Genomic DNA, 21778 nt, shown 5'->3' with positions numbered 1-21778 from the left:
TTTGTATTGAGAGAGTCTGCGCGGTTCCCCGCGCGAAGTCGTATTAGCCCGCGAGCTTCTGTCGAAGATCGGCGAGCCGCGCGGAGATGCTGCCGTCGATCACGTCATCGGCGACCTGCACACGCAGTCCACCGACGACACTGGGGTCGATCACTTCATTGATGGAGACCTGTCCGTCGTAACGCGCAGCGAGCGAAGCGCCGAGGCGGGTGCGCTGCGCTGCGGACAACGGTGCCGCCGTGTGCACGGTGGCGACGATGCGGCCGCCCTGTGCCGAGACGATCTTCATCGCTCGGCTCAGCAGCTGACGCACACGCCGCTTGCGCGGCTGACGAACGAGCGACGAGACGATCAGCGTGGTCGGCGCGCTCGCGGTGCTGCCGATGAGCTTCTCTACGAGGCTGCCCTTCGCGGAGTCATCGCCCAACCGGCTTCCGAGTGCCAGCTCGAGTTCCGGATTGGCCGCGATGACACGCAGGAACGAGAACAGCTCACCTTCGATGTCCGCCTTCGGCTCAGCGATGGCAGCCGCCCGGATCGCGAGTTCCTCGATCCCTGCGATGAGGCCGGCCTCGTCGGACCATCTCTCACCGACCGCTACCGAGAGCACCTGACGCGTGGTGTTCGACACTCCGCCGAACACCTTCGCGACGACCTGCTCACGCAGACCCGCCGGAGCGGCGGGGTCAGCCAGCGCGCCGCTCAGCTGACCGGATTCGCCCATCAGACGCGCCACGGTAAAGAGTTCACCGGCCGTGTCGAGGGTGACGTCCTTCGCCTCAGCGAGGGCCGCCGTCGAAGCCGCGAGTGCCTGAGTGGTCGCGCTGCCCATTACTTGGCCGCCTTTTCTGACGCCTCGAGGTCTGCGAGGAAGCGGTCGACGACTGCGGTCGCACGAGCGTCATCCGACAGCGTCTCGCCGACCACGCCGCCAGCGAGGTCGATCGCGAGCGTTCCGACCTCAGAGCGGAGCGCGACGAGCGTCGTCTGACGCTCTGCCTCGATCTGCGCCTGAGCTGCGGCGGTGACGCGTGCGGCCTCTACGGTCGCGGTCTCCTTCGCTTCGGCGACGATCTTCTTGCTGTCCTCACGGGCAGCCTCACGGATCTCACCGGCCTCTGTGCGAGCCTCGGCGAGCTGGCGGGTGTACTCCTCCAGAGCCGCCTCCGCCTGCTTCTGCGCTTCGTCGGCCTTGGCGATGTTGCCCTCGATGGCAGCGGAGCGCTCGTCGAGCATCTTCGCCACATTCGGGAGAGCGACCTTCCAGGCCACGATCAGGATGATGACGAAGCAGACCGCTGACCAGACGATGTCGTACATCGCCGGCAGAAGCGGGTTGTGCTCCGCCTCCTCGGCTGCGAGCGTGACAAGAGCGTTCAGCATCCTGTCTCCTTACGTGTGGGTGATACGGATCAGTAGCCGAAGAGGAACGCCACGCCGATACCGACGAACGCAAGCGCCTCGGTGAAGGCGATACCGATCCACATGGTGCCCTGAAGCTTGCCGGACAGCTCAGGCTGGCGAGCGATGCCCTCGATCGTCTTGCCGACGACGATGCCCACACCGATGGCCGGGCCGATGGCTGCCAGGCCGTAGCCGACGTTGGCGATCGAGCCGGTGATGTCGATGTTGATGGCTGCAAGAACCGAGTTGGGATCCACAGGTGTTTCCTTTCATTGAGGGGTGCTGGCGCGCCCCGATTAGTGTTCGTCCGCGACTGCGAGCTGGATGTAGACCGCGGTGAGGATGGTGAAGACGTACGCCTGGAGGAAGGCCACCAGGATCTCGAAGGCTGTGAACGCGAAGCCGAAGGCGAGTGTGCCCGCTCCGAGAATCGTCCAGAAGCCGCCCATCGAGAAGATGAAGAACTGGGTCGCTGCGAAGAACAGCACCAGCATGAGGTGCCCGACCATCATGTTCATCAGAAGTCGCAGCGTGAGCGTGACCGGCCGGACGATGAAGGTCGAGATGAACTCCAGCGGCGCGACGATGATGTACAGAGCCGGCGGAACCCCGGGCGGGAAGAGCGAGTTGCGGATGAAGCCCCACGGACTCTTGCGGATTCCGGCGTAGATGAACGTGACATACGTGATGACCGCGAGCATCAGCGGCACGGCGATGATGCTCGTTCCCGCGATGTTCAGGAACGGTATGACGCCCGTGATGTTGAAGAACAGCACCATGAAGAAGATCGTCGTAAGAAGCGGCAGGAAGCGATCGCCGTCCTTCTTGCCCATCATGTCGTGTGCGACGTTCACGCGGACGATGTCGAAGAGCATCTCGATGACGCCCTGACCGCGGCCGGGAACTAGCTTGAGCTTGCGCGTGCCGAGCCAGAGGATGAGGACGACGGCGATGGTCGCGAGAAACTGCACAAGGTGGATGCGGTGCACCGAGAGCGGGCCGATGGTGAAGAGGATCTCCGGGAAGAACTCTGCGATCGACGGTGGGTGGAATTCATCCGTTGCGAATCGGACGAGGAGGCTCGCGGCGTGAGTCAACGTTGCTCCAGCTTCGGGGCATCGACCAGGATCGACGCGACGATTTGGGTGGGGAGTTCTAGCTGAGTCGGAGCATCTCGCACGACGCGAAAGCTCGCCCAGCGAACCCGGTTTTCAGACTATCAAGATTTTCCCAGGGTCACGAATCCTCGCGATCCTCCGGGTTGGTTTCCGGCAGCGACACGTCCGAGGCGTACGGCATGCGCATCCTCGTGAACACGACGGCATCGATCACGAGGCTCACCACGATCCCGGCGACGAGTGAAAGGAAGATGACCAGCGGGACGACCCAGTCCTGCCCGCGCAGGATCACGATCGCGACGACGAATACGACGAGCTTGAGCAGCCAGCTGCCCATCACGATCCCGAAGAAGACCGTCGCGAACATCTCCCTGCCGTACCAGCGGTTCGCGATCAGGACGCTCAGCGGCGTGAGGGCGAGGAAAACGATGGCGAGTGCGACGCCCGCCAGCCCGCTCCACAGACCGTCACTGCCTGCGACGAGGAAACCGATGCCCCCGCCGAGGACGACGAGCACGATGGACGCGACTCCGGTCCAGATCAGCACCTGCCGCAGCATCGAGGTGATCGCGGGTGTCTGGCGTTCTGGTGTGTCGCTCATCGGGTCTCCGGAGAAGGTGTCGGCTCGGTGGGCGCTCGCTGAGCGCGCGGGGTGGGCAGCAGAGTGACGACGAGGCAGGCTGCGACACCGACAACGCCGAACGCGACTCCTGGAAGGTACTGGCCGGGCCAGTCCTCCCGCGAGCCGATGTACATGAGGAGAACAGCCAGTGAGATCACGGCCGTCCATGCATAGAAGATGAGCACGGCGTCGCGGTCCCGATGTCCCAGATCGAGCATCCGATGGTGCAGATGCTTCCGATCGGGCGAGAACGGCGACTTGCCCGCCCTCATACGACGGAACACGGCGAGCCCGAAGTCGAGCAGCGGCAGCATGACGACCACGAGCGGGAGCAGGATCGGGATGAATGCGCCGAGCAGCTGCGAGCGACCGAATTCCTCGGGGTCCATCGCGCTGGACGACATCTGACCCGTGAGCGCGATCGCCGACGTCGCCATCAGCAGACCCAGGACCAGAGCACCGGAATCGCCCATGAACAACTTCGCCGGGCTCCAGTTGAGCGGCAGGAATCCGATGCAGGCTCCGATGACGACGGCGGCGAGGAAAGATGCCAGGTTGAAGTAGCTGCTCGTGCCGGTGTCGCGAGTGAGGATGTACGAGTAGGCGAAGAACACGCCGTTTGCGATGAGGCACACGCCTGCGACGAGTCCGTCGAGTCCATCGATGAAGTTGACGGCGTTCATCACGACGACGATCGCGAACATCGTCACGGCTATGCTCAGCCAGCTGGAGACGATGACCATCTCACCGAGCGGGAGCGACAGGATCTGCAGGCCGCCGAAAACCGTGATGATGCCGGCCGCCAGGAACTGCACACCGAGTTTGATGAACCAGTCGAGGTCCCACAGGTCATCCATCACTCCGATGATGGCTATCAGGAGTGCGGCACCCAGCACCGCCCACATCGTCTGCGGCGGCACCCACATGATGCTGAAGAAGGGATTGGCCGCCGAGACGCCGATGGCGGCGGCGATGCCGAGGAATATCGCGACTCCCCCGAGTCTCGGCGTCGGTGTCGTGTGCACGTCGCGCTCTCGGATGCCGGGGTACAGCTTGAAGCGCAGACTGAGCTGCCAGACCACCCACGACATCACGAGTGTGATGGTCGCCGTGAGGATGATCGTGAAGAGATACTGCTTCACGCCGCGCCGTCCGGCGCATCGAGCAGTTCGCCGACGACGCCCCGCAACTGCTTCATCGTCACCGCACCCTCGCGCAGAAGACGGATCCGTGGCTCGCCCGAGTCGATGCCGCGGCGAACCAGCGACGTGGCATCGATGATCGTGGACGCGACGCCCGTCTCACTCATACCGCCGTCGAGATAGACCGACACGCTGTCTCCCAGCATCCGCTCGGCGTCCTTCGCAGAGATGGCGGCCGCTTTGCCGGTGAGATTGGCGCTCGACACGGCGAGAGGGCCCGTCTCCTCGAGAAGCTCGAGCGCGACTCGCTGATCCGGCATCCGCACAGCGACGGTGCCGAGAGTGTCGCCGAGGTCCCAGGCGAGCGATGGCTGGGCGGGCAGGACGATGGTCAGTCCCCCGGGCCAGAACTCGTCGACGAGCTTCTGCACGGGCTCAGGGATCTCCTCCACGAGCGCTGCGAGTGCTGCTTGGCCTGCGACGAGCACGGGCGGCGGCTGGTCCCGGCCGCGCCCCTTCGCGTCGAGCAGCCGCTGCACGGCGGCGGGGGTGAACGCGTCAGCGGCGACGCCGTAGACAGTGTCCGTGGGCATGACGATGAGCTCGCCCCGGGCGATCGCCTGACGGGCGTGGCGCATTCCGGCGAGCAGCTGTGCCTCATCGCGGCAATCGAAGACAGAGGACATGACCTCACCATTCTAGGTGTACGCGCACGCCTCGGCCTGCGGGCCGGTCAAGGGCGCAGCGCCGTGGTCGCCCGGTCGCGACGCGTCAGGTCGGGATGGGTCCTCGGTGCCCGCCAGCCGTCGTCGTCGAGAAGGGTGCGAATGGCATCTCCCTGCAGCTCACCGTGCTCGATGACGAGCAGTCCCCCTGGACGAAGGAGCTCCAGTGCTCTGCGGCTCAGCGCGCGTACGATGTCGAGCCCATCGGGGCCGCCGTACAGCGCCATCGCGGGGTCGAACAGTCGCACCTCCGGATCCCTGGGGATCGCGTCATCCGGCACGTACGGCGGATTCGAGATCACCACGGACACCGTGCCGTCGAGCTCTGCGAGGGAATCAGCGAGATCTCCCTGCACGAGGGTGAGGTTCTCGGCGCCCGCGGTGTTGCGGGCGGCCCACGCATGCGCGTCCGGCGAGAGTTCGACCGCGAAGACGCTGGCATGCGGAACTTCGGTGGCCATCGCCAGTGCGATCGCACCGCTGCCAGTGCACAGATCCACCCCGATCGGCTCCGGGTCCGGAGCGTTCGACAGCGCGTCGATCGCGAACTGGGCGACCGTCTCGGTCTCGGGTCGCGGGACGAAGACTCCGGGGCCGACCGCGAGCTCGAGGTGCCGGAACGGTGCGAACCCCGTCAGGTGCTGCAAGGGCTCACGCGCCGCCCGACGAGCGACGAGCGCGTCGAGTGCGGCGAGGTCCTGCTCTGCGACGGTGTCGCCTCGAACGATCGCGGCCTGGACCTCTCCACGGCGCAGCCCGAGCACGTGAGCCGCCAGCAGTTCTGCATCAACCAGCGGATCGGGAACACCGGCAGCGGCGAGACGCTCGGCTGCGGTGCGGACGGTTGCGGCGAGGGTCACTTCGGGCATCCTCTCAGCGTACGGCGTGAGCCCTGCTCACCCGCGACACAATGTGTCGACGTTGCATCGACTCGAATAGGCTTGCGGTGCACCGTTCCACGAACGAAAGGCCAGAACATGTCCGGCATCCATTCCGACATCACGACCGCTTTCGGCAACACGCCGCTGGTCCGCCTCAACCGCGTCACCGAGGGCGTCGGGGCCACCGTTCTGGCAAAGCTCGAGTATTACAACCCGGCATCCAGTGTGAAGGACCGCATCGGCATCGCGATGATCAACGCCGCCGAAGCGTCCGGCGAGCTGAAGCCCGGGGGCACGATCGTGGAGTCGACCAGCGGCAATACCGGCATCGCCCTTGCGATGGTGGGTGCCGCACGCGGCTACAAGGTCATCCTGACGATGCCCGCATCGATGTCGAAGGAACGCCGGGTGCTGCTCAAGGCGTTCGGCGCCGAGATCGTGCTCACCGACCCGACCAAGGGCATGAGCGGTGCGATCGAGGAGACCAAGAAGATCGTCGCCGACACACCGGGCGCCGTCTGGATCAAGCAGTTCGAGAATCCGGCGAACCCGCAGATCCACCGCGAGACCACGGCACAGGAAATCCTCCGCGACACCGACGGCGACATCGACATCTTCATCGCGGGTGTCGGCACCGGCGGCACCGTGACCGGGACCGGACAGGCGCTCAAGGCCGCCAAGCCCGGCGTGCAGGTCATCGCCGTCGAGCCGAAGGACTCCCCCGTGCTCTCCGAGGGCCACCCCGGGCCGCACAAGATCCAGGGCATCGGTCCGAACTTCGTCCCCGACGTGCTCGATCGCGACGTGCTCGACGAGGTCATCACGGTCGAGTTCGACGAGTCGCTGCGGCTGGCACGCGAACTCGCCGCCAAGGAGGGTCTGCTGGTCGGCATGTCCTCCGGGGCTGCCCTCTCGGCCGCACTGCAGGTCGCTGCACGTCCCGAGAATGCCGGTAAGACGATCGTCGTGATCATGCCGGACACGGGCGAGCGCTACATCTCGACGGCGCTGTTCGAGGATCTGCGCGAGAGCTGATGCGTACATGGGCATGATCGGGCGAATGCGCGAGGACGTCGTCGCCGCACGTCTTCGCGACCCTGCCGCGCGGAGCGGTATCGAATTGGTGCTGCTGTACCCCGGGCTGCACGCCATCTGGTGGCACCGGGTGTGGCACGGACTCTGGCGACGGGATGTTCGCCTCCTCGCGCGTGCCGGCTCGCAGATCTCACGTTGGCTCACCGGGATCGAGATCCATCCCGGGGCGAAGATCGGACGACGGTTCTTCATCGACCATGGCATGGGCGTCGTGATCGGCGAGACATCGGAACTCGGTGATGATGTGATGCTCTATCACGGGGTCACGCTCGGCGGACGCACGCGCGACGCGACCGGCAAGCGGCACCCCACACTCGCCAACGGTGTGGTCGTAGGTGCAGGCGCGAAGATCCTCGGGCCGATCACCGTCGGCGCCAACACCGTCGTCGGAGCCAACGCCGTCGTCACGAAAGACGCACCGTGCGACAGCATCCTCGTCGGCGTCCCCGCCAAGGCACGACGGCGAAGCGATCACGACGACTTCTCAGACCTGCGCGTCGTATCCGACTACTCGATCTGAATCGGCCTGCGTCGCGCGAGACCGATCAGCGCTCCCTGCGCTCCTGGACTCTGCGCTTGAGGAAGATCAGCGGCAGAAGCACACTGCCGAGCGCCGAGATCAGCCAGACGATCACCGAACCGAGCAGCCAGCCGGTCAAGTCGGTGATACGCAGACCGCCGACCGGCAGCAGCACGACGACGATCAGTGCCACCAGCGTCGAAAAGATACCGATACCACCCAACAGGACGGGCGCGTAGCGGTCGGCGAGCTTGGCGATCCAGGGGCTCAGGATGTTCTGCAGAATCGCGAAGATGACGATGCAGATGACGAAGCCCCACCACTTGTCCCACTGGATCTGAAAACCAGGAAGGACGGCATCTGCCACGATGAGTCCGAGCCCCGCCGAGACGAGGTAGATGAGCGTGCGGAACAGGAGCGTGATCACGCCCACGAGCCTAGCGCTCGGTGCTCGCGATCAGGAGTCCTGGCCGACCGCGGCGAGCCGCGCTTCTTCGTCAGCTGCGATCGCGCTATCGATGATCGGATCGAGCGCGCCGTCCATCACCTGATCGAGGTTGTATGCCTTGAATCCGGTGCGGTGGTCCGCGATGCGGTTCTCGGGGAAGTTGTAGGTGCGGATGCGTTCGGAGCGATCCATGCCGCGGATCTGCGACTTGCGGGCGTCTGATGCCGCGGCGTCCAGCTCTTCCTGACGCTTGGCGAGGATACGCGCACGCAGCACTCGCATGCCGGCTTCGCGGTTCTGCAGCTGCGACTTCTCGTTCTGCATCGAGACGACGATGCCGGTCGGAAGGTGCGTGATGCGAACAGCGGAGTCGGTCGTGTTGACCGACTGACCGCCTGGCCCGGACGATCGGTACACATCGATCTTGAGATCGTTCTGGCTGATCTCGACCTCGTCGGGTTCGTCGACCTCGGGGAACACCAGCACACCGGTGGTGGAGGTGTGGATTCGTCCCTGCGACTCGGTGGCGGGGACCCGCTGCACGCGGTGCACGCCGCCCTCGTACTTCAGGTGGGCCCAGACGCCCTGCGCGGGGTCGGCAGAGGCTCCTTTGATCGCGATCTGGACGTCTTTATAGCCACCGAGGTCTGACTCGTTGCGATCGAGCAGCTCTGTCTTCCAGCCCTTGTGCGCGGCGTACTGCGTGTACATGCGCAACAGGTCGGCTGCGAACAGCGCCGATTCGGCGCCGCCCTCCCCCGCCTTGATCTCCATGATCACGTCGCGGGCATCATCCGGATCGCGCGGGATGAGGAGCCGACGAAGCTTCTCCTGGGCCTGGGCCAGTCCCTCTTCCAGGCTCGGCACCTCTTCAGCGAACGCGTCGTCTTCCTTGGCCAGCTCGCGCGCGGCCGCCAGATCGTCGGTGGCCTCGACCCATAGGTCGTACGCCGCAACGATCCGGCTGAGCTCGGCGTAGCGACGATTGACGCGCTTCGCGCGTGCGGCGTCGGCGTGCACCGCCGGGTCGGAGAGTTCCTCCTGCACCCGGCGGTGTTCGTCGATGAGGGCCTGGACCGATTCGAACACGCCTATGCTCCGATCAGCGTCGGATCAGCGGATGTTGTTCTCGTGGCTGTGGCTGGAGCCGCCCGCGGCGGGTGCCGGCATCGACTTCTGCATCTGCACGAGGAACTCCACGTTCGAGTTCGTCTCCTTCAGCTTGCCGAGGACGACCTCGAGCGCCTGCTGCTGGTCGAGGCCGGCGAGGGCACGACGCAGCTTCCAGGTGATCTTGACCTCGTCGGCCGAAAGGAGCATCTCCTCACGGCGCGTGCTGGATGCGTTCACGTCGACCGCAGGGAAGATCCGCTTGTCAGCCAGCTGGCGCGACAGGCGCAGCTCGCTGTTGCCGGTGCCCTTGAACTCCTCGAAGATGACCTCGTCCATCTTGGATCCGGTCTCGACGAGTGCGGTGGCGAGGATCGTGAGCGATCCGCCGTTCTCGATGTTGCGCGCGGCGCCGAAGAAGCGCTTGGGCGGGTACAGCGCCGAAGCGTCGACACCGCCGGTGAGCACCCGACCGGATGCCGGGGCGGAGATGTTGTAGGCGCGTCCGAGGCGCGTGATCGAGTCGAGCAGCACGACCACGTCGCGTCCCAGCTCGACAAGACGCTTGGCACGCTCGATGGCGAGCTCCGCGACGGTCGTGTGGTCTTCGGCCGGGCGGTCGAAGGTCGAAGCGATGACCTCGCCCTTCACCGTGCGCTCCATGTCGGTGACCTCTTCGGGGCGCTCGTCGACCAGGACGACCATGAGGTGGACCTCGGGGTTGTTCTGGGCGATCGCGTTGGCGATCTGCTGCAGCACGATCGTCTTGCCCGCCTTGGGGGGAGCGACGATCAGGCCGCGCTGGCCCTTGCCGATCGGCGCGACCAGGTCGATGATGCGCTGCGTCAGCTTCTCGGGAGCGGTCTCCAGGCGCAGGCGCTCCTGCGGGTAGAGGGGGGTGAGCTTGCCGAACTCGACGCGCGTTGCGGCGTCTTCGACCGACAGTCCGTTGACCGAGTCGACCTTCACCAGGGCGTTGTACTTCTGACGTCCCTGCTGCTCGTTCTCGCGAGGCTGCTTGATGGCGCCGACGATCGCATCGCCCTTGCGCAGGTTGTACTTCTTCACCTGGCCGAGCGAGACGTACACGTCGCTCGCGCCGGCGAGGTAGCCGGTGGTGCGCACGAAGGCGTAGTTGTCGAGCACGTCGAGGATGCCGGCGATCGGGATCAGGACGTCGTCCTCGCCGATCTCGGTCTCGAACTCGTCGGACGTCGTCCCGCCGCGGCGCTTGTTGCGCTGGCGACCGCGACCGTTGCCGTTCTCGTCGTCCGAGGTGCTGTTCTGCTGCTGCGGAGTATCCTGGCTGCCGTTACGACCACGGCTGCGGCTGCGGTTGCGGTTGCGGCCGCGACCGGAGCCCTCTTCGCCGTCGCTCGAGTCAGCGCCGTTGTTGTCGCCGGATTCGGGCTTCGCAGCCGGCTGCCTGTTCTGGGACTGCTTGTTGTTGTCGGACTGCTTGTTGTCGGCAGACTGCTTGTTGTCGTTGCGGGCCGCGGACTTGTCGTCCTGTACGTCCTCGACGGGCTTGTCCGTCGAGGAGCTGTCGGCCGAGGCCTCTGCTGCTGTCGCTGCGGCAGGCTCAGCTTTCTTGGCACCGCGGCGGCCACGTCCGGTGGTCTTCGGTGCCGGCTCGGACGATGCATCACCGGATGCCGCAGCATCTGCAGCGGAGTCGGCCTGCGGTGCTTCGGAAGCCGGAGCTGTCGCGGCCGGAGCCGCGTCGGCAGGCGCGTCTGCAGCCTGGACGGTGTCGGCATCCGCCTTCTTCGCGCGGCTGCGTCGCGGGGCCTTCGCCTTGGGCGCAGCAGCCTCGGCAGCTTCAGCGGCAGGAGCAGCTTCAGCGGCAGGTGTGGCCGCGGCCGCCTCTGCCTGTTCTGCCTTGGCTGCGGCAGTCGCCGTGGTCGCCCGGCGCGGTGCGCGCTTGCGGGCCGGCGCCTTCTCGGGCGCGGTGGTCTCAGCCGCTGCGGGTGCAGCGTCTGCTACGGCAGCGGGCGCCTCTGTGACGGTCGATGCCTGGTCGTTCTGGGTCTCGGAGAAATTCTCCACGAGTACTCCCTCATATGTCGTGGGAAATGAGCATGTCTCGCGCACAACGGGTGCTGCGCGCGATCGCACGGGCAGATGCTCGGCACCTGCCGGCCAGGACCAGGAAAGAGGTTCTGGCGGTTGCGTGCGGATCTCGCAGAATTGCGATGGGGGCCAGATTCACGAAATTACGTGGAGCCCTCCGCTCGATCCCTTACTGTACCACCACGTACGTCGACGGCGAGCATGAGCGCCTCCCACGGGGTGTCGGTGACGGATGCGGCGAGCTCAGCGGCCTCGAGTCGGCTGCCCGGTCCGTCAGCGAGGACCAGCACGCTCGGCCCCGCACCTGAGACGACAGCGGCGAAACCTGCCCTGCGGAGGGTCTGGACCAGCATGTGCGTCTCCGGCATGGCTTCTGCCCGGTAGTCCTGGTGCAGCCGATCCGCGGTCGCATCCAGAAGAAGCTCGGGACTCTGGGTGAGAGCTGCAATGAGCAGTGCCGAGCGGGACACGTTGAACACGGCATCCTCTCGGGACACGTGCGGCGGCTGGAGCGAACGGGCGAGCACCGTCGACATCGTGCGCTCGGGGACGAGCACGAGAGGGGCGACGCCACGGTGGACGAGCAGCTTCTTGTGCTGCGGACCGCGCTCCCCTGTCCACGCGATCGTGAGACCGCCGAAGAGTGCAGGTGCGACGTTGTCCGGGTGTCCCTCGAGCTCGGTGGCGAGGCGCAGCAGGTCAGCGTCGGTGAAGTCCGCCTCGCCGTCCAGCAGGCCCTTGGCGGCGAGGACGCCTGCCGTCACGGCGGCTCCCGAGGAGCCGAGGCCACGGCCATGGGGCACACCGTTGTGCGCGGTGATGCGCAGCCCTGGCATCGTGCGGCCCGCATCCTTGTAGACGTGCTCGATGGAGCGGACGACGAGGTTCGACTCGTCGCGCGAGATCTCAGCCGCGCCCGAGCCGGTCACATCGATCTCAAGCCGATCGTCGGAGAGCACGGACACCGTCAGCTCGTCATAGACGCTCAGCGCCAGACCGAGGGTGTCGAATCCGGGGCCGAGGTTCGCACTCGTCGCCGGGACCCGAACCGTGACGGTGCGCCCTTCGACGGGTTCAGAGACCGCAGCGACCATCACTCGCCTTCCACACGCAGCACCGAGACGACACGTTCCACGACGTTGCTCGCTGCGAGCCGCTCGACCGTGTCGCTGAGCGCCTGCTCGGTCGCTCTGTGCGTGCCGATGATGAGGCGCGCCGTCGCGTCTCCCTCAGTCTCGCCGTCGACGGTCTGCACGACAGTCGCGACCGAAACGCTACCATCACTCAGGATGCCGGCGACTGCGGCGAGGACGCCGGGCTGATCATCGACTTCCAGCGTGATCTGATAGCGCGTCACGACATTGCCGATCGGAACGGTCGGGAGATTGGCCCTTGTCGACTCCCCCACGCCCACGCCGCCCGCGATGTGGCGCCGCGCGGCGGACACGACGTCGCCCAGCACCGCAGATGCGGTCTGCACGCCACCAGCACCGGCGCCGTAGAACATCAGCGACCCCGCAGCCTCAGCCTCGACGAACACCGCGTTGTTCGCTCCGTGCACCGACGCGAGCGGATGCGTGCGAGCGACCAGCGCCGGGTAGACGCGCACAGAGATCGATTCCGCACCATCGACGTCGAGCCGTTCGCACACCGCGAGCAGCTTTATGACGAACCCGGCGGCGCGAGCCTCCTCGATCATCGACGGCGTGATCTGTGTGATGCCCTCACGATGCACGGCATCCAACGGGACTGCCGTGTGGAAGGCGAGGGATGCCAGGATCGCGGCTTTCTGAGCGGCGTCGTAGCCCTCGACATCCGCAGTGGGATCTGCCTCTGCATATCCCAGGCGCTGCGCGTCGGCGAGCACCTCACCGAAATCGGCGCCTTCGCTGTCCATGCGGTCGAGGATGTAGTTCGTGGTGCCGTTGACGATGCCCATCAGACGCACGACGCGGTCGCCTGCGAGCGAGTCGCGCAGCGGCCGGATGATCGGGATGGCTCCGGCGGCCGCTGCCTCGTAGTAGACCGAGGCTCCGACCTGATCGGCAGCTTCGAACAGCTCAGGACCGTGGGTCGCGAGCAGCGCCTTGTTGGCGGTGACGACGTCGGCGCCGGAGTTCAGCGCGAGCAGGAGATTGCCGCGGGCGGGCTCGATCCCTCCCATCAGCTCGATCACGATGTCACTGCCGACGATCAGGCTCTCCGCATCGGTTGTGAGCAGCTCCTTCGGGAGATCCACGTCGCGTTTCGCGTCGATGTCGCGAACGGCGATACCGGCGAGCTCGAGCGAGGCACCGGCACGATCGCCGAGTTCATCCGCGTGCTGCAGCAGAATGCGCGCCACCTGCGACCCCACGGCTCCTGCTCCGAGCAGCGCCACCCTCAGTCGTCGGTACTGTGCTGCATTGCTCCCCGGGAGTGGGGTCGCATTGCTCGCGTGGAGGTGGGTCATCGTGCTCCTTCATTCGTGCTGATCCCAGCATCCCGTGCCAGCAGATCATCGATGCTCTCTCCGCGCACGATCACGCGGGAGCGGCCACCTGAGACCGCGACGATCGGAGGGCGAGGGACATGGTTGTAGTTGCTCGACAGCGAGGCGCAGTACGCGCCGGTGGCGGGGACGGCGAGCAGGTCTCCTGGCGACACATCACCAGGGAGGTATTCGTGATCGACCACGATGTCGCCCGACTCGCAGTGCTTGCCGACGACGCGGGCCAGGGCGGGCGCGCCCGTTCCCGCACGCGACGCGAGCCGCGCGGAGAATTGCGCGCCGTAGAGAGCCGTGCGGGCATTGTCGCTCATGCCGCCGTCGACGCTGACGTACAGGCGGCTCGCGCCGGAATCGACCCGGACCTCTTTGGTCGTGCCGACCTCGTAGAGCGTCACGCCGGCGGTGCCGACGATCGCGCGCCCCGGCTCGAACGCGAGTACCGGCAACGTGATTCCCCGCGACGTGCAGCCTTCGGCGACCGCTGTGACGATCTCGGCGGCGAGCTGCTCGATCGGAGTCGGGTCGTCGACGCTGGTGTAAGCGATTCCGAAGCCTCCGCCGAGGTTCAGCAGTGGGATGTCACCGCCTGCGAGCAGCTTCTGATGCAGCTCGAGCACACGCGACGCGGACTCTCGGAATCCGGCCACGCCGAAGATCTGCGAGCCGATGTGGCAATGCAGACCGAGGAACTCCAGCCCCGGCACCTCGCGGATGCGCGCGACAGCCGTCTCGGCATCCGCGAAGGTCATGCCGAACTTCTGATCCTCATGGGCGGTCGCAAGGAAGTCATGTGTCTCGGCGTGCACTCCGCTGTTGACGCGGACGAGCACTCGCTGAACAGCGCCGGTGCGCGCGGTGACCGCGGCGATGCGCTCGATCTCGATCGAACTGTCGACGATGATCGTGCCGACACCGACCTGCACCGCCCGCTCGATCTCGCTGACCGACTTGTTGTTGCCATGGAATCCGATGTTCGCGGGATCGACGCCTGCCGCCAGGGCGACTTCGAGTTCGCCGCGGGTGCAGACGTCGACGTTGAGGCCCTCTTCGGTCACCCAGCGCGCGATCGCCGTCGACAGGAAGGCTTTGCCCGCGTAGTAGACGCGTGCCGTGGTCCCGTGCGCGGCAGCGGCCGCGGTGAATGAATCGTGGAATGCGCGAGCTCGAGCGCGCACCTCTGCCTCATCGAGGACGAGCAGTGGTGTGCCGTGAGTGCGCGCCAACTCGGTCGCGGAGACGTCACCGATCGTGAGGACGTCCTCGCTGTCGCGATGGGCGGATGCCGGCCAGACCGCCGGTGTCAGCGCATTCGGGTCTTCGGGCACGACAAGCCAGTCCGGGGCGAGCGAGACAACAGGAGAATGCACCACACACCAATCGTCGGGAGGGATCCTCGGGCAGGATCACGCCATACGAGGTTGCCCCGATTCTAAGGCACCTAGGAGACGCCGCCGGCATACGCAAGCCCCTCGCCGGCGGAGATCTCGATTCATTACGGTGAGGGGATGGACAGCGCGCGCACGACCGACTCGGGGCAGAGGAAGAAACCGGGCGGGATCGCCGGACTCATCAGGTCGGTGATGGCCTGGGCGCTGGCGCGCAAGCTCGTGCGTGCAGTGCTCCTGTACTCGGAGCGACGCGGGCCCATCCTCGCCGACAGCGTGACGTACCGTGCCCTGTTCAGCGTGTTCGCCGGTCTGCTGCTCGGGTTCTCGATCGCCGCGATCTGGCTCACCGGCAACGAGCAGGCCTGGGCCGCCATCATCGCCGCGGTCGACTCCGCGGTGCCGGGCCTCGTGGGTGAAGGCGGAGTCGTCGAAGATCCGTCGTCCATCGATGCGATGGAAGGGCTCTCGATCACGGGAATCATCTCGCTGATCGCGTTGATCGGCGCCGCGCTCGGGGCGATAGGGTCGCTGCGCACCGCGGTGCGCAGCATCGCCGGATCAGTGCTGGATGACGTGCTCTGGGTCTGGGTCATCGTGCGCAACCTCGCCCTCGCGGTCGGCATCGCGGTGTCTTTCCTCGCCGCCGCGGCTGTCACGTTCGTCGCCCGCATCGGGATCGGCCTCGTGACCGATCTGCTCGGTCTGCCCGAGGAATCCGTGGCCGCGGTGTGGGGCATCCGGATCGTCTCACTCCTGGTCGTGTTCGCGTTGGACGCCCTTCTGATCTTCGGTGTGTTCCGACTGCTCTCAGGGCAGCGTGTCTCTGGTCGTGCGATCTGGCCGGGTGCACTGCTGGGCGGTGTCGGGCTTCTCGTGCTGCAGGAGCTGTCGAGCCTGTTCGTGGGCGGCGCCACATCCAACCCGCTGCTGGCCTCGTTCGCCTCGCTGCTGGCACTGCTGATCTGGCTCAACCTCAGCGCGCAGGTCATGCTCATAGCCTGCGCTTACATCGTGACGGGTGCCGAGGAGGAGAGCGATCGCGTGTCGGCCACGGAAGGAGCGCGCACCTTCGCCCAGCGACGCGTGCAGCGAGCCCAGCAGGATGTGAAGGCAGCGACCGGCGCCCTACGGGCGGCGGAGAAAGCGGAAGCGGCCGAGCGGAATGTCTAGGGGCATACGCCGTTCTCCTGCAGAGTCTCGTCGGTGACGATCCCTCCGTCGACCTGGACGTCGACGACAACCACATCGTCCTCGACTGCGAGTCCGGTCATGGTGAGCCCCGCCGGGAGCTGATCGGCGATGCAGATGCGCTGCGTCTCGGTCAGCTGATCGGCGATCGAGCCGAAGCGATCGGCGATCTGCTGCGCGTTCAACGTGGCCCCTGCCACCTGCAGCGACACCGGAGTGAGCAGCAGTTCTCCCGCGTCCGCGCCGGGGGTGAGCGTCAGGGCGATCGGCAATGAGAAGCCGAACACGGGCAGGCTGCCGGAGACCGTCACATCGGGTTCTGCGAATGCGATGGAGTCGATGGGCAGATCGGAAGCTGCGACGAGCGCCGTGAACTGCTCGGCATCGATCCGCACGGTGCCACGCGCGTCGGTGAGGTCTCCCCCACGCAGTGGCACTCCGGTGGCCGTGACGTCGGCCGCCCCTGTGATGCCGCCGATCGTGACGGAATCGGTCGACAGGTGCAGTCGGTCGAGCCGACCGCCGATCAACTGCGGCAGCAGCACGCCCGACGCATCGACCTCGAGCGGCTGATCTGCGGGCAGCTCGAGCTGCTCGATGACGATGCCGCGCACGATACCGGGGAGGACTGCGCGCGCGACGAACTCGGCTGCGACGACCAGTGCCGCGAGAACGAGCACGACGATGAGCAGTACCCACGGCCAGCGTGGGCGGCGACGCTTCGGCGTCTCGACGCCCGCATCCTTCGGGAGGACGAGCGTCGGATGCTCCGTCGAGTGGTCCGGATAGGGCCGCGTGGGATTCTCGTCGCTCATGGCACCATCCTGCCCGCTCCGGAGGCGTGCGTCACATGCGTTCCGGGGCGGATACGCCGAGGAGGTCGAGCCCGTTGCGCAGCACCTGACCCGTGGCGTCGTTCAGCCACAGGCGCGTGCGGTGCACGCTCTCGATCGGATCGTCGCTCAGCGGGGTGACACGGCAGCTGTCGTACCAACGGTGGTAGAGCCCGGCGAGCTCCTCGAGGTAGCGGGCCACACGGTGCGGCTCACGCACCTCGGCGGCGAATGCCACGATGCGCGGGAACTCCTGCAGTGCCCCCAGGAGCGCGGACTCCGTCTCGTGCGTCAATGTCTCCGGTGCGAATTCGGAGCGGTCGACGCCGGAATCGGCGGCGTTGCGACCGACATTGTGTGTGCGGGCGTGCGCATACTGCACATAGAAGACCGGATTGTCGTTGGTGCGCTTCTGCAGCAGCTCTGGATCGAGATCGAGCGGCGAGTCTGCGGGCGAACGCTCCAGCGAATACCGCAATGCGTCGGTGCCGAGCCAGTCCAGCAGGTCATCCATCTCGATGATGTTGCCGGCACGCTTCGAGAGCCGGGCGCCGTTGATCGACACCATCTGGCCGATCAGCACCTCGACGTTCTTCTCCGGATCCTGGCCTGCGGCACCGGCGATCGCCTTGAGACGGTGCACGTAGCCGTGGTGGTCGGCACCCAGAAGATAGATCTTGTTCTCGAACCCGCGGTCGCCCTTGCTCAGGTAGTACGCGGCGTCGGCGGCGAAGTAGGTGTACTCGCCGTTCGAGCGACGGATGACGCGGTCCTTGTCGTCGCCGAAGTCGGTGGTGCGCACCCAGACGGCGCCCTCCTCATCGAATACGTGTCCCTGTTCGCGAAGGCGATCCACTGCCTGGTCGATGAGGCTGACACCAGCTGCATCCTTCGCATGCAGCGTGCGCTCCGAGAACCAGACGTCGAATGGCACGTTGAAGCGGTCCAGAGAATGCTTGATCTCGGCGAGCTGGAACTCGTATGCGAGGTCCTCGGCGATCTTGAGCTGCTCCGCATCGGGCAGTTCGAGCAGGTCGGGACGCGCCTCGACCACCCGCTCGGCGAGCGTCACGATGTACTGGCCCGGGTATCCGCCCTCGGGGGTCGGTTCGCCCTTCGCCGCCGCGATGATCGAGCTCGCGAAGCGCTGCATCTGGGCGCCGGCGTCATTGATGTAGTACTCGCGGATCGCGTTCGCGCCGCTTGCGAGCAGCAGACGCACGATCGAGTCACCGAGGGCGGCCCAACGAGTGTGGGCGATGTGGAGCGGACCTGTCGGGTTCGCCGACACGAACTCGACGTTGACGCTGACGCCCTGCTGCGAGTCGTTGGTGCCGTACGCGGTTCCGGCGTCGACTATCGCCTTGGCTAGTACACCGGCGGCGGCGGCATCCAGACGGAAGTTGATGAATCCAGGACCTGCGACTTCGGCGCTCTTCACGCCGTCGACCGCGACGATCTCGTCGGCTATCCGCTGAGCGAACTCGCGCGGATTCGTGCCGAGCTTCTTCGCGAGCCGCATCGCGATGTTCGACGCCCAGTCCCCGTGGTCGCGGTTGCGCGGACGCTCCAGCACGATGTCGGTCGCGACGAGGCCCAGCGTCTCGTCAGGTCGCAGGGACGCGGCGATCGGTGTCACGACGGCGAGGAGGGCTTCGGCAAGGGTGTCTGGGTTCATAGCCCGTCAAGTCTAAGGCGCGTGACACCCCGAATTTGCGTTCGGGGCATCGTCGCTTACCCTCATGCCATGGCTTTGGGGAGGACGCGGCGCGGAGCACGCGCGACGGCGATCTTCGTCGTGCTCGTGGCAGCCACCACAGCCGTCGTTCTCGGCGTCTGGCGCCCGTGGATTCCCGCGCCGATCGAGTCGCCCGTTCTCGCGTCTGAAGAGGTCATCGCGGTGGCGCCTGCGCCGCTAGTCCTGCCTGAGCATCCGCGTGTCCTCGTCTTCGGGGATTCGTGGACCTACGGCTCGGCTGCGAGCGATCCGACGCTCGGGTACGCATATCTGCTCGCGGATCTGCTCGACGGCGAGACCACGGTGAACGGCGTGCGTGGAAGCGGGTACCTGAAGCCAGGACTCGACGGGCCGACGTTCGGTGAGCGGATCGCCGCTCTGGACCCGGCGCTCGATCCCGACCTCGTGATCATCCAGGGGTCCATCAACGATCGGGCCTCGGGCGTCGCCGGGTATCGGGAGGCCGTGACGGCGTCGTGGGATGCGCTGGCGGCGACGTATCCGGAGGCCACGATCGTGGTGCTGGGTCCTGCCCCGCATGAGCTGCCCGTCGGCGACGCGACGGCGCGCATCGATCAGGATCTCGCAGCACTGGCCGGCGGGAGGGGATGGTGGTACATCTCCCCCGTGCAGGAGGAGTGGATCACCGAGCAGAACTACCTGGCCGTGATCGACGTCGATCTCGGCAACAGGCATCCTTCCACGGACGGCCACCGATACCTCGCCGAGAAGGTCACCGCGGCGCTCGCCGAACGCGCGACCGCTCCGGTCACCGAGGCCGGCGGCGCGGAGATCTCACCCGAGCGCTGAAGACCACGCGAAACCGAAATGCGAGAAGGCCCGTCCATCAGGACGGGCCTTCTCGCATTGGTCGTGCCCCCGACAGGAGTCGAACCTGCGACCTACGGTACCGGAAACCGGCGCTCTATCCACTGAGCTACGGAGGCGTACCGAACGACGATATCACTGCTAGGGATCGCTCAGAGACGCCGCACCCGCTCGAATTGATACGCCACAGGCGAGCAGACACTCAGCGCGCACACAACTCAGTTGTGCACAATTGAATTCATGAGCGTGACCGACGAGATGCTGTGCTTCTCCCTGTACTCCGCCACGCGCGCGACGACGCAGGCGTACCGCACTCTGCTCGCCCCCTGGAGACTGACCTATCCGCAGTACCTCGTACTGGCCGTGCTCTGGCACGACGGCGAGCAGACCATCCGCTCGCTCGGAGAGGCGATGCAACTCGACTCCGGCACGCTGTCCCCCCTCGTGCGCCGGCTCGAGCAGTCCGGGCTCGTCGTGAAGGAGCGCAACGCCGACGACGAGCGCGTCGTCACCGTCAGTCTCACGCCAGAAGGGCTCGCGCTCCGTGCCGAGCTCTTGCCTGTTCACGCCGAGATCGCGGAGCTCGCCGGCATCCACGACGATGCTCAGCGCCGGCGCCTCATCGACGAACTTCACGCGCTGACCGCCCTGCTGCAGGGCGTGAGCGCACGGAACGACCACTGACCACCTCCTGAAAGGAAGCACATTAATGGAAGCCCTGTACACCGCCGAGGCTCTCGCCACCGGCGCCGGACGAAACGGCCGCGTCACCACGAGCGAGGGACGACTCGACCTCGATATGGCAATCCCGAAGGAGATGGGCGGATCCGGCAACGGTGCGAACCCCGAGCAGCTCTTCGCCGCCGGCTATGCCGCATGCTTCCACTCGGCTCTGCAGAGCGTCGCGCGTGCGCAGAAAGTGAAGATCGCCGACTCATCGGTCGGCGCCCGCGTCAAGATCGGCTCGAACGGCGAGGGCGGATTCGGCCTCGCCGTCCAGCTCGAGGTCGTCATCCCTGATCTCCCGCACGAGCAGGCACAGGCCCTCGCAGACGCCGCGCACCACGTGTGCCCGTACTCGAACGCGACGCGCGGCAACATCGACGTCGACATCACGGTCGTGAACGACTGATGCGCGCACTCATCCACCGCACCTTCGGTCCCGCCGAGGATGTCCTCGCCCTGGAGGAGCGCCCGCTCCCCGAGCCGGGCGCCGGCGAGGTACGGCTGCGCATCGTGCTCTCCCCCATCCACAACCACGACATCTGGACGATCCGCGGCACCTACGGTTTCAAGCCCGACCTGCCCGCGGCATCCGGAACCGAGGCGCTCGGCGTCGTCGACTCCCTCGGCGAAGGTGTAGAGGGCCTCGCCGTGGGTCAGCGGGTGACGACCGGTGGCACCTTCGGCGTCTGGTCCGAGTACGTCGTCACGCAGGCCGCCGGCCTCATCCCGGTTCCGGCAGCACTGCCCGATGAAGCAGCAGCGCAGTTGATCTCGATGCCGTTCAGCGCGATCAGCCTGCTGCAGTTCCTCGAAGTCGCCGAGGGCGACTGGATCGTCCAGAACGCCGCGAACGGCGCAGTCGGACGCATGCTCGCGCAGCTGGCCACGGCGCGCGGCATCAACGTGCTCGGTCTCGTCCGCCGGACGGCAGGCGTAGAGGAGCTCAGGGCCCAGGGCATCGAGAACGTCGTAGCCACCGATCAGGACGACTGGCGCGAGCAGGCCGCGACGCTCACCGGCGGTGCACCGATCGCGGTGGGTGTCGATTCGGTCGGCGGCGCGTCATCCGGCGAGGTGCTATCCCTCCTTGCCGAGAACGGAACTCTCGTCGCCTTCGGCGCGATGAACTCGCCGATCATGGAGCTCGCGTCGGGGGACGTCATCTTCAAGCAGGCGACCGTGAAGGGCTTCTGGGGCAGCAAGGTCAGCCAGGTGATGGATGCCGAGACCCGCGCCGCGCTGTTCGGCGAACTCATCCAGCGCGTCGGAGACGGAACGCTCACGCTCCCGGTGGCAGGCGTGTTCGACGCTGCAGATGCGAAGGACGCCGTGCGTGCGAGCGGCACCCCTGGCCGTGTCGGAAAGGTACTGCTGCGATTCTGAGTACGACCGAGCCCTGTCCCCGTCGCTCTTGACCTTCAGCCGGGGTGAACGTTGATCATGGGTCT

At 66.4% G+C, this 21778-nt stretch carries 23 protein-coding genes and 1 tRNA gene; 7 read left to right on the top strand and 17 right to left on the bottom strand.

Going from position 1 to position 21778, the window contains the following annotated elements; all coding sequences use genetic code 11:
• Positions 1 to 43: 43 nt before the first annotated feature.
• The 8 genes from QFZ46_RS16730 to prmC all read right to left on the bottom strand — a co-directional run bounded on the left by QFZ46_RS16730 (position 44) and on the right by prmC (position 5880).
• Complete coding sequence (locus tag QFZ46_RS16730) at positions 44 to 832, bottom strand: F0F1 ATP synthase subunit delta (protein WP_307363330.1); 789 nt, start codon at positions 830 to 832, stop codon at positions 44 to 46.
• Positions 832 to 1383, bottom strand: a complete 552-nt coding sequence (locus tag QFZ46_RS16725) for a F0F1 ATP synthase subunit B (protein ID WP_307363329.1) — start codon at positions 1381 to 1383, stop codon at positions 832 to 834. The genes QFZ46_RS16730 and QFZ46_RS16725 overlap by 1 nt, the downstream gene beginning before the upstream one ends.
• Positions 1384 to 1412: 29 nt before the next feature.
• Complete coding sequence (gene atpE, locus QFZ46_RS16720; RefSeq protein WP_033104658.1) at positions 1413 to 1661, bottom strand: F0F1 ATP synthase subunit C; 249 nt, start codon at positions 1659 to 1661, stop codon at positions 1413 to 1415.
• Positions 1662 to 1700: 39 nt separating this feature from the next.
• Positions 1701 to 2501, bottom strand: coding sequence for a F0F1 ATP synthase subunit A (gene atpB, locus QFZ46_RS16715; RefSeq protein WP_307363328.1), 801 nt, complete (start codon positions 2499 to 2501; stop codon positions 1701 to 1703).
• Between the two features lie 139 nt (positions 2502 to 2640).
• Positions 2641 to 3123, bottom strand: a complete 483-nt coding sequence (locus tag QFZ46_RS16710; protein WP_307363327.1) for a hypothetical protein — start codon at positions 3121 to 3123, stop codon at positions 2641 to 2643.
• Entirely contained in the window at positions 3120 to 4286 is a 1167-nt protein-coding gene (locus QFZ46_RS16705) for an MraY family glycosyltransferase (protein WP_307363326.1), read from the bottom strand. Before QFZ46_RS16705 ends, QFZ46_RS16710 begins: the two co-directional genes overlap by 4 nt.
• Positions 4283 to 4972 carry an L-threonylcarbamoyladenylate synthase gene (locus tag QFZ46_RS16700; RefSeq protein ID WP_307363325.1) on the bottom strand — a complete coding sequence of 230 codons (690 nt, stop codon included), beginning with the start codon at positions 4970 to 4972 and terminating at the stop codon, positions 4283 to 4285. Before QFZ46_RS16700 ends, QFZ46_RS16705 begins: the two co-directional genes overlap by 4 nt.
• A gap of 47 nt (positions 4973 to 5019) precedes the next feature.
• On the bottom strand, positions 5020 to 5880 hold the full coding sequence (prmC, locus tag QFZ46_RS16695) for a peptide chain release factor N(5)-glutamine methyltransferase (protein WP_307363324.1): 861 nt from the start codon (positions 5878 to 5880) through the stop codon (positions 5020 to 5022).
• A 108-nt stretch (positions 5881 to 5988) separates the two neighbouring features.
• On the opposite strand from prmC, the gene cysK reads away from it, so the two are divergent.
• Both cysK and epsC read left to right on the top strand, forming a co-directional pair.
• On the top strand, positions 5989 to 6927 hold the full coding sequence (gene cysK, locus QFZ46_RS16690; RefSeq protein ID WP_307363323.1) for a cysteine synthase A: 939 nt from the start codon (positions 5989 to 5991) through the stop codon (positions 6925 to 6927).
• A 7-nt stretch (positions 6928 to 6934) separates the two neighbouring features.
• Complete coding sequence (epsC, locus tag QFZ46_RS16685; RefSeq protein ID WP_307363322.1) at positions 6935 to 7507, top strand: serine O-acetyltransferase EpsC; 573 nt, start codon at positions 6935 to 6937, stop codon at positions 7505 to 7507.
• A 25-nt stretch (positions 7508 to 7532) separates the two neighbouring features.
• On the opposite strand, the gene QFZ46_RS16680 is transcribed toward epsC, so the two are convergent.
• The 6 genes from QFZ46_RS16680 to lysA form a co-directional block, all read right to left on the bottom strand.
• A complete protein-coding gene (locus tag QFZ46_RS16680; protein WP_307363321.1) occupies positions 7533 to 7934 on the bottom strand; it encodes a phage holin family protein in 402 nt (133 codons plus the stop codon).
• Between the two features lie 30 nt (positions 7935 to 7964).
• Complete coding sequence (gene prfA / locus QFZ46_RS16675) at positions 7965 to 9044, bottom strand: peptide chain release factor 1 (protein ID WP_307363320.1); 1080 nt, start codon at positions 9042 to 9044, stop codon at positions 7965 to 7967.
• Between the two features lie 24 nt (positions 9045 to 9068).
• Positions 9069 to 11114 carry a transcription termination factor Rho gene (gene rho / locus QFZ46_RS16670; protein ID WP_307363319.1) on the bottom strand — a complete coding sequence of 682 codons (2046 nt, stop codon included), beginning with the start codon at positions 11112 to 11114 and terminating at the stop codon, positions 9069 to 9071.
• 167 nt (positions 11115 to 11281) lie between these two features.
• Positions 11282 to 12232, bottom strand: coding sequence for a homoserine kinase (thrB, locus tag QFZ46_RS16665; RefSeq protein WP_307363318.1), 951 nt, complete (start codon positions 12230 to 12232; stop codon positions 11282 to 11284).
• Positions 12232 to 13590: a homoserine dehydrogenase gene (locus QFZ46_RS16660; protein ID WP_307363317.1), complete on the bottom strand. Its 1359-nt coding sequence runs from the start codon at positions 13588 to 13590 to the stop codon at positions 12232 to 12234. The genes thrB and QFZ46_RS16660 overlap by 1 nt, the downstream gene beginning before the upstream one ends.
• Positions 13587 to 14996: a diaminopimelate decarboxylase gene (gene lysA, locus QFZ46_RS16655; protein ID WP_373457680.1), complete on the bottom strand. Its 1410-nt coding sequence runs from the start codon at positions 14994 to 14996 to the stop codon at positions 13587 to 13589. Before lysA ends, QFZ46_RS16660 begins: the two co-directional genes overlap by 4 nt.
• A 138-nt stretch (positions 14997 to 15134) precedes the next feature.
• Between lysA and QFZ46_RS16650 the strand changes: the two genes are divergently transcribed.
• A complete protein-coding gene (locus QFZ46_RS16650) occupies positions 15135 to 16187 on the top strand; it encodes a YihY/virulence factor BrkB family protein (RefSeq protein ID WP_307363315.1) in 1053 nt (350 codons plus the stop codon).
• On the opposite strand, the gene QFZ46_RS16645 is transcribed toward QFZ46_RS16650, so the two are convergent.
• Together QFZ46_RS16645 and argS are read right to left on the bottom strand one after the other, a co-directional pair.
• Positions 16184 to 17020: an LmeA family phospholipid-binding protein gene (locus QFZ46_RS16645; RefSeq protein WP_307363314.1), complete on the bottom strand. Its 837-nt coding sequence runs from the start codon at positions 17018 to 17020 to the stop codon at positions 16184 to 16186. The genes QFZ46_RS16650 and QFZ46_RS16645 overlap by 4 nt on opposite strands.
• A gap of 31 nt (positions 17021 to 17051) precedes the next feature.
• Positions 17052 to 18716 (bottom strand): arginine--tRNA ligase, encoded by a 1665-nt coding sequence (argS, locus tag QFZ46_RS16640; RefSeq protein ID WP_307363313.1) that lies wholly within the window; start codon positions 18714 to 18716, stop codon positions 17052 to 17054.
• Between the two features lie 69 nt (positions 18717 to 18785).
• On the opposite strand from argS, the gene QFZ46_RS16635 reads away from it, so the two are divergent.
• The gene (locus QFZ46_RS16635) at positions 18786 to 19586 is read left to right on the top strand and encodes an SGNH/GDSL hydrolase family protein (protein WP_307363312.1); all 801 of its coding nucleotides are present in this window, start codon (positions 18786 to 18788) and stop codon (positions 19584 to 19586) included.
• A 64-nt stretch (positions 19587 to 19650) separates the two neighbouring features.
• Here the strand turns inward: QFZ46_RS16635 and QFZ46_RS16630 are convergent.
• Positions 19651 to 19723, bottom strand: a tRNA-Arg gene (locus QFZ46_RS16630).
• A gap of 121 nt (positions 19724 to 19844) precedes the next feature.
• On the opposite strand from QFZ46_RS16630, the gene QFZ46_RS16625 reads away from it, so the two are divergent.
• The 3 genes from QFZ46_RS16625 to QFZ46_RS16615 are packed head-to-tail and all read left to right on the top strand — an operon-like array spanning position 19845 to position 21713.
• The gene (locus QFZ46_RS16625) at positions 19845 to 20288 is read left to right on the top strand and encodes a MarR family winged helix-turn-helix transcriptional regulator (RefSeq protein WP_307363311.1); all 444 of its coding nucleotides are present in this window, start codon (positions 19845 to 19847) and stop codon (positions 20286 to 20288) included.
• Between the two features lie 25 nt (positions 20289 to 20313).
• The gene (locus QFZ46_RS16620) at positions 20314 to 20736 is read left to right on the top strand and encodes an organic hydroperoxide resistance protein (RefSeq protein ID WP_307363310.1); all 423 of its coding nucleotides are present in this window, start codon (positions 20314 to 20316) and stop codon (positions 20734 to 20736) included.
• The gene (locus QFZ46_RS16615; protein WP_307363309.1) at positions 20736 to 21713 is read left to right on the top strand and encodes a zinc-binding dehydrogenase; all 978 of its coding nucleotides are present in this window, start codon (positions 20736 to 20738) and stop codon (positions 21711 to 21713) included. Before QFZ46_RS16620 ends, QFZ46_RS16615 begins: the two co-directional genes overlap by 1 nt.
• Positions 21714 to 21778: the final 65 nt, after the last annotated feature.

The sequence above is a fragment of the Microbacterium murale genome (assembly GCF_030815955.1).
Classification (GTDB): domain Bacteria; phylum Actinomycetota; class Actinomycetes; order Actinomycetales; family Microbacteriaceae; genus Microbacterium; species Microbacterium murale_A.
The sequence above is the reverse complement of the archived record's forward strand: the minus strand, read 5'-3'. Positions and strand labels throughout refer to the sequence as shown.

Excerpts from the sequence above, each read along its gene's own strand:
- cysK (WP_307363323.1), top strand. The coding sequence starts at position 5,989 with ATGTCCGGCATCCATTCCGACATCACGACCGCTTTCGGCAACACGCCG.
- QFZ46_RS16660 (WP_307363317.1), bottom strand. The coding sequence starts at position 13,590 with ATGACCCACCTCCACGCGAGCAATGCGACCCCACTCCCGGGGAGCAAT.
- QFZ46_RS16725 (WP_307363329.1), bottom strand. The coding sequence starts at position 1,383 with ATGCTGAACGCTCTTGTCACGCTCGCAGCCGAGGAGGCGGAGCACAAC.
- QFZ46_RS16635 (WP_307363312.1), top strand. The coding sequence starts at position 18,786 with ATGGCTTTGGGGAGGACGCGGCGCGGAGCACGCGCGACGGCGATCTTC.
- QFZ46_RS16645 (WP_307363314.1), bottom strand. The coding sequence starts at position 17,020 with ATGAGCGACGAGAATCCCACGCGGCCCTATCCGGACCACTCGACGGAG.
- QFZ46_RS16650 (WP_307363315.1), top strand. The coding sequence starts at position 15,135 with ATGGACAGCGCGCGCACGACCGACTCGGGGCAGAGGAAGAAACCGGGC.
- QFZ46_RS16625 (WP_307363311.1), top strand. The coding sequence starts at position 19,845 with ATGAGCGTGACCGACGAGATGCTGTGCTTCTCCCTGTACTCCGCCACG.
- QFZ46_RS16730 (WP_307363330.1), bottom strand. The coding sequence starts at position 832 with ATGGGCAGCGCGACCACTCAGGCACTCGCGGCTTCGACGGCGGCCCTC.
- QFZ46_RS16620 (WP_307363310.1), top strand. The coding sequence starts at position 20,314 with ATGGAAGCCCTGTACACCGCCGAGGCTCTCGCCACCGGCGCCGGACGA.
- prmC (WP_307363324.1), bottom strand. The coding sequence starts at position 5,880 with ATGCCCGAAGTGACCCTCGCCGCAACCGTCCGCACCGCAGCCGAGCGT.
- QFZ46_RS16710 (WP_307363327.1), bottom strand. The coding sequence starts at position 3,123 with ATGAGCGACACACCAGAACGCCAGACACCCGCGATCACCTCGATGCTG.
- QFZ46_RS16615 (WP_307363309.1), top strand. The coding sequence starts at position 20,736 with ATGCGCGCACTCATCCACCGCACCTTCGGTCCCGCCGAGGATGTCCTC.
- epsC (WP_307363322.1), top strand. The coding sequence starts at position 6,935 with ATGGGCATGATCGGGCGAATGCGCGAGGACGTCGTCGCCGCACGTCTT.
- argS (WP_307363313.1), bottom strand. The coding sequence starts at position 18,716 with ATGAACCCAGACACCCTTGCCGAAGCCCTCCTCGCCGTCGTGACACCG.
- thrB (WP_307363318.1), bottom strand. The coding sequence starts at position 12,232 with ATGGTCGCTGCGGTCTCTGAACCCGTCGAAGGGCGCACCGTCACGGTT.
- QFZ46_RS16700 (WP_307363325.1), bottom strand. The coding sequence starts at position 4,972 with ATGTCCTCTGTCTTCGATTGCCGCGATGAGGCACAGCTGCTCGCCGGA.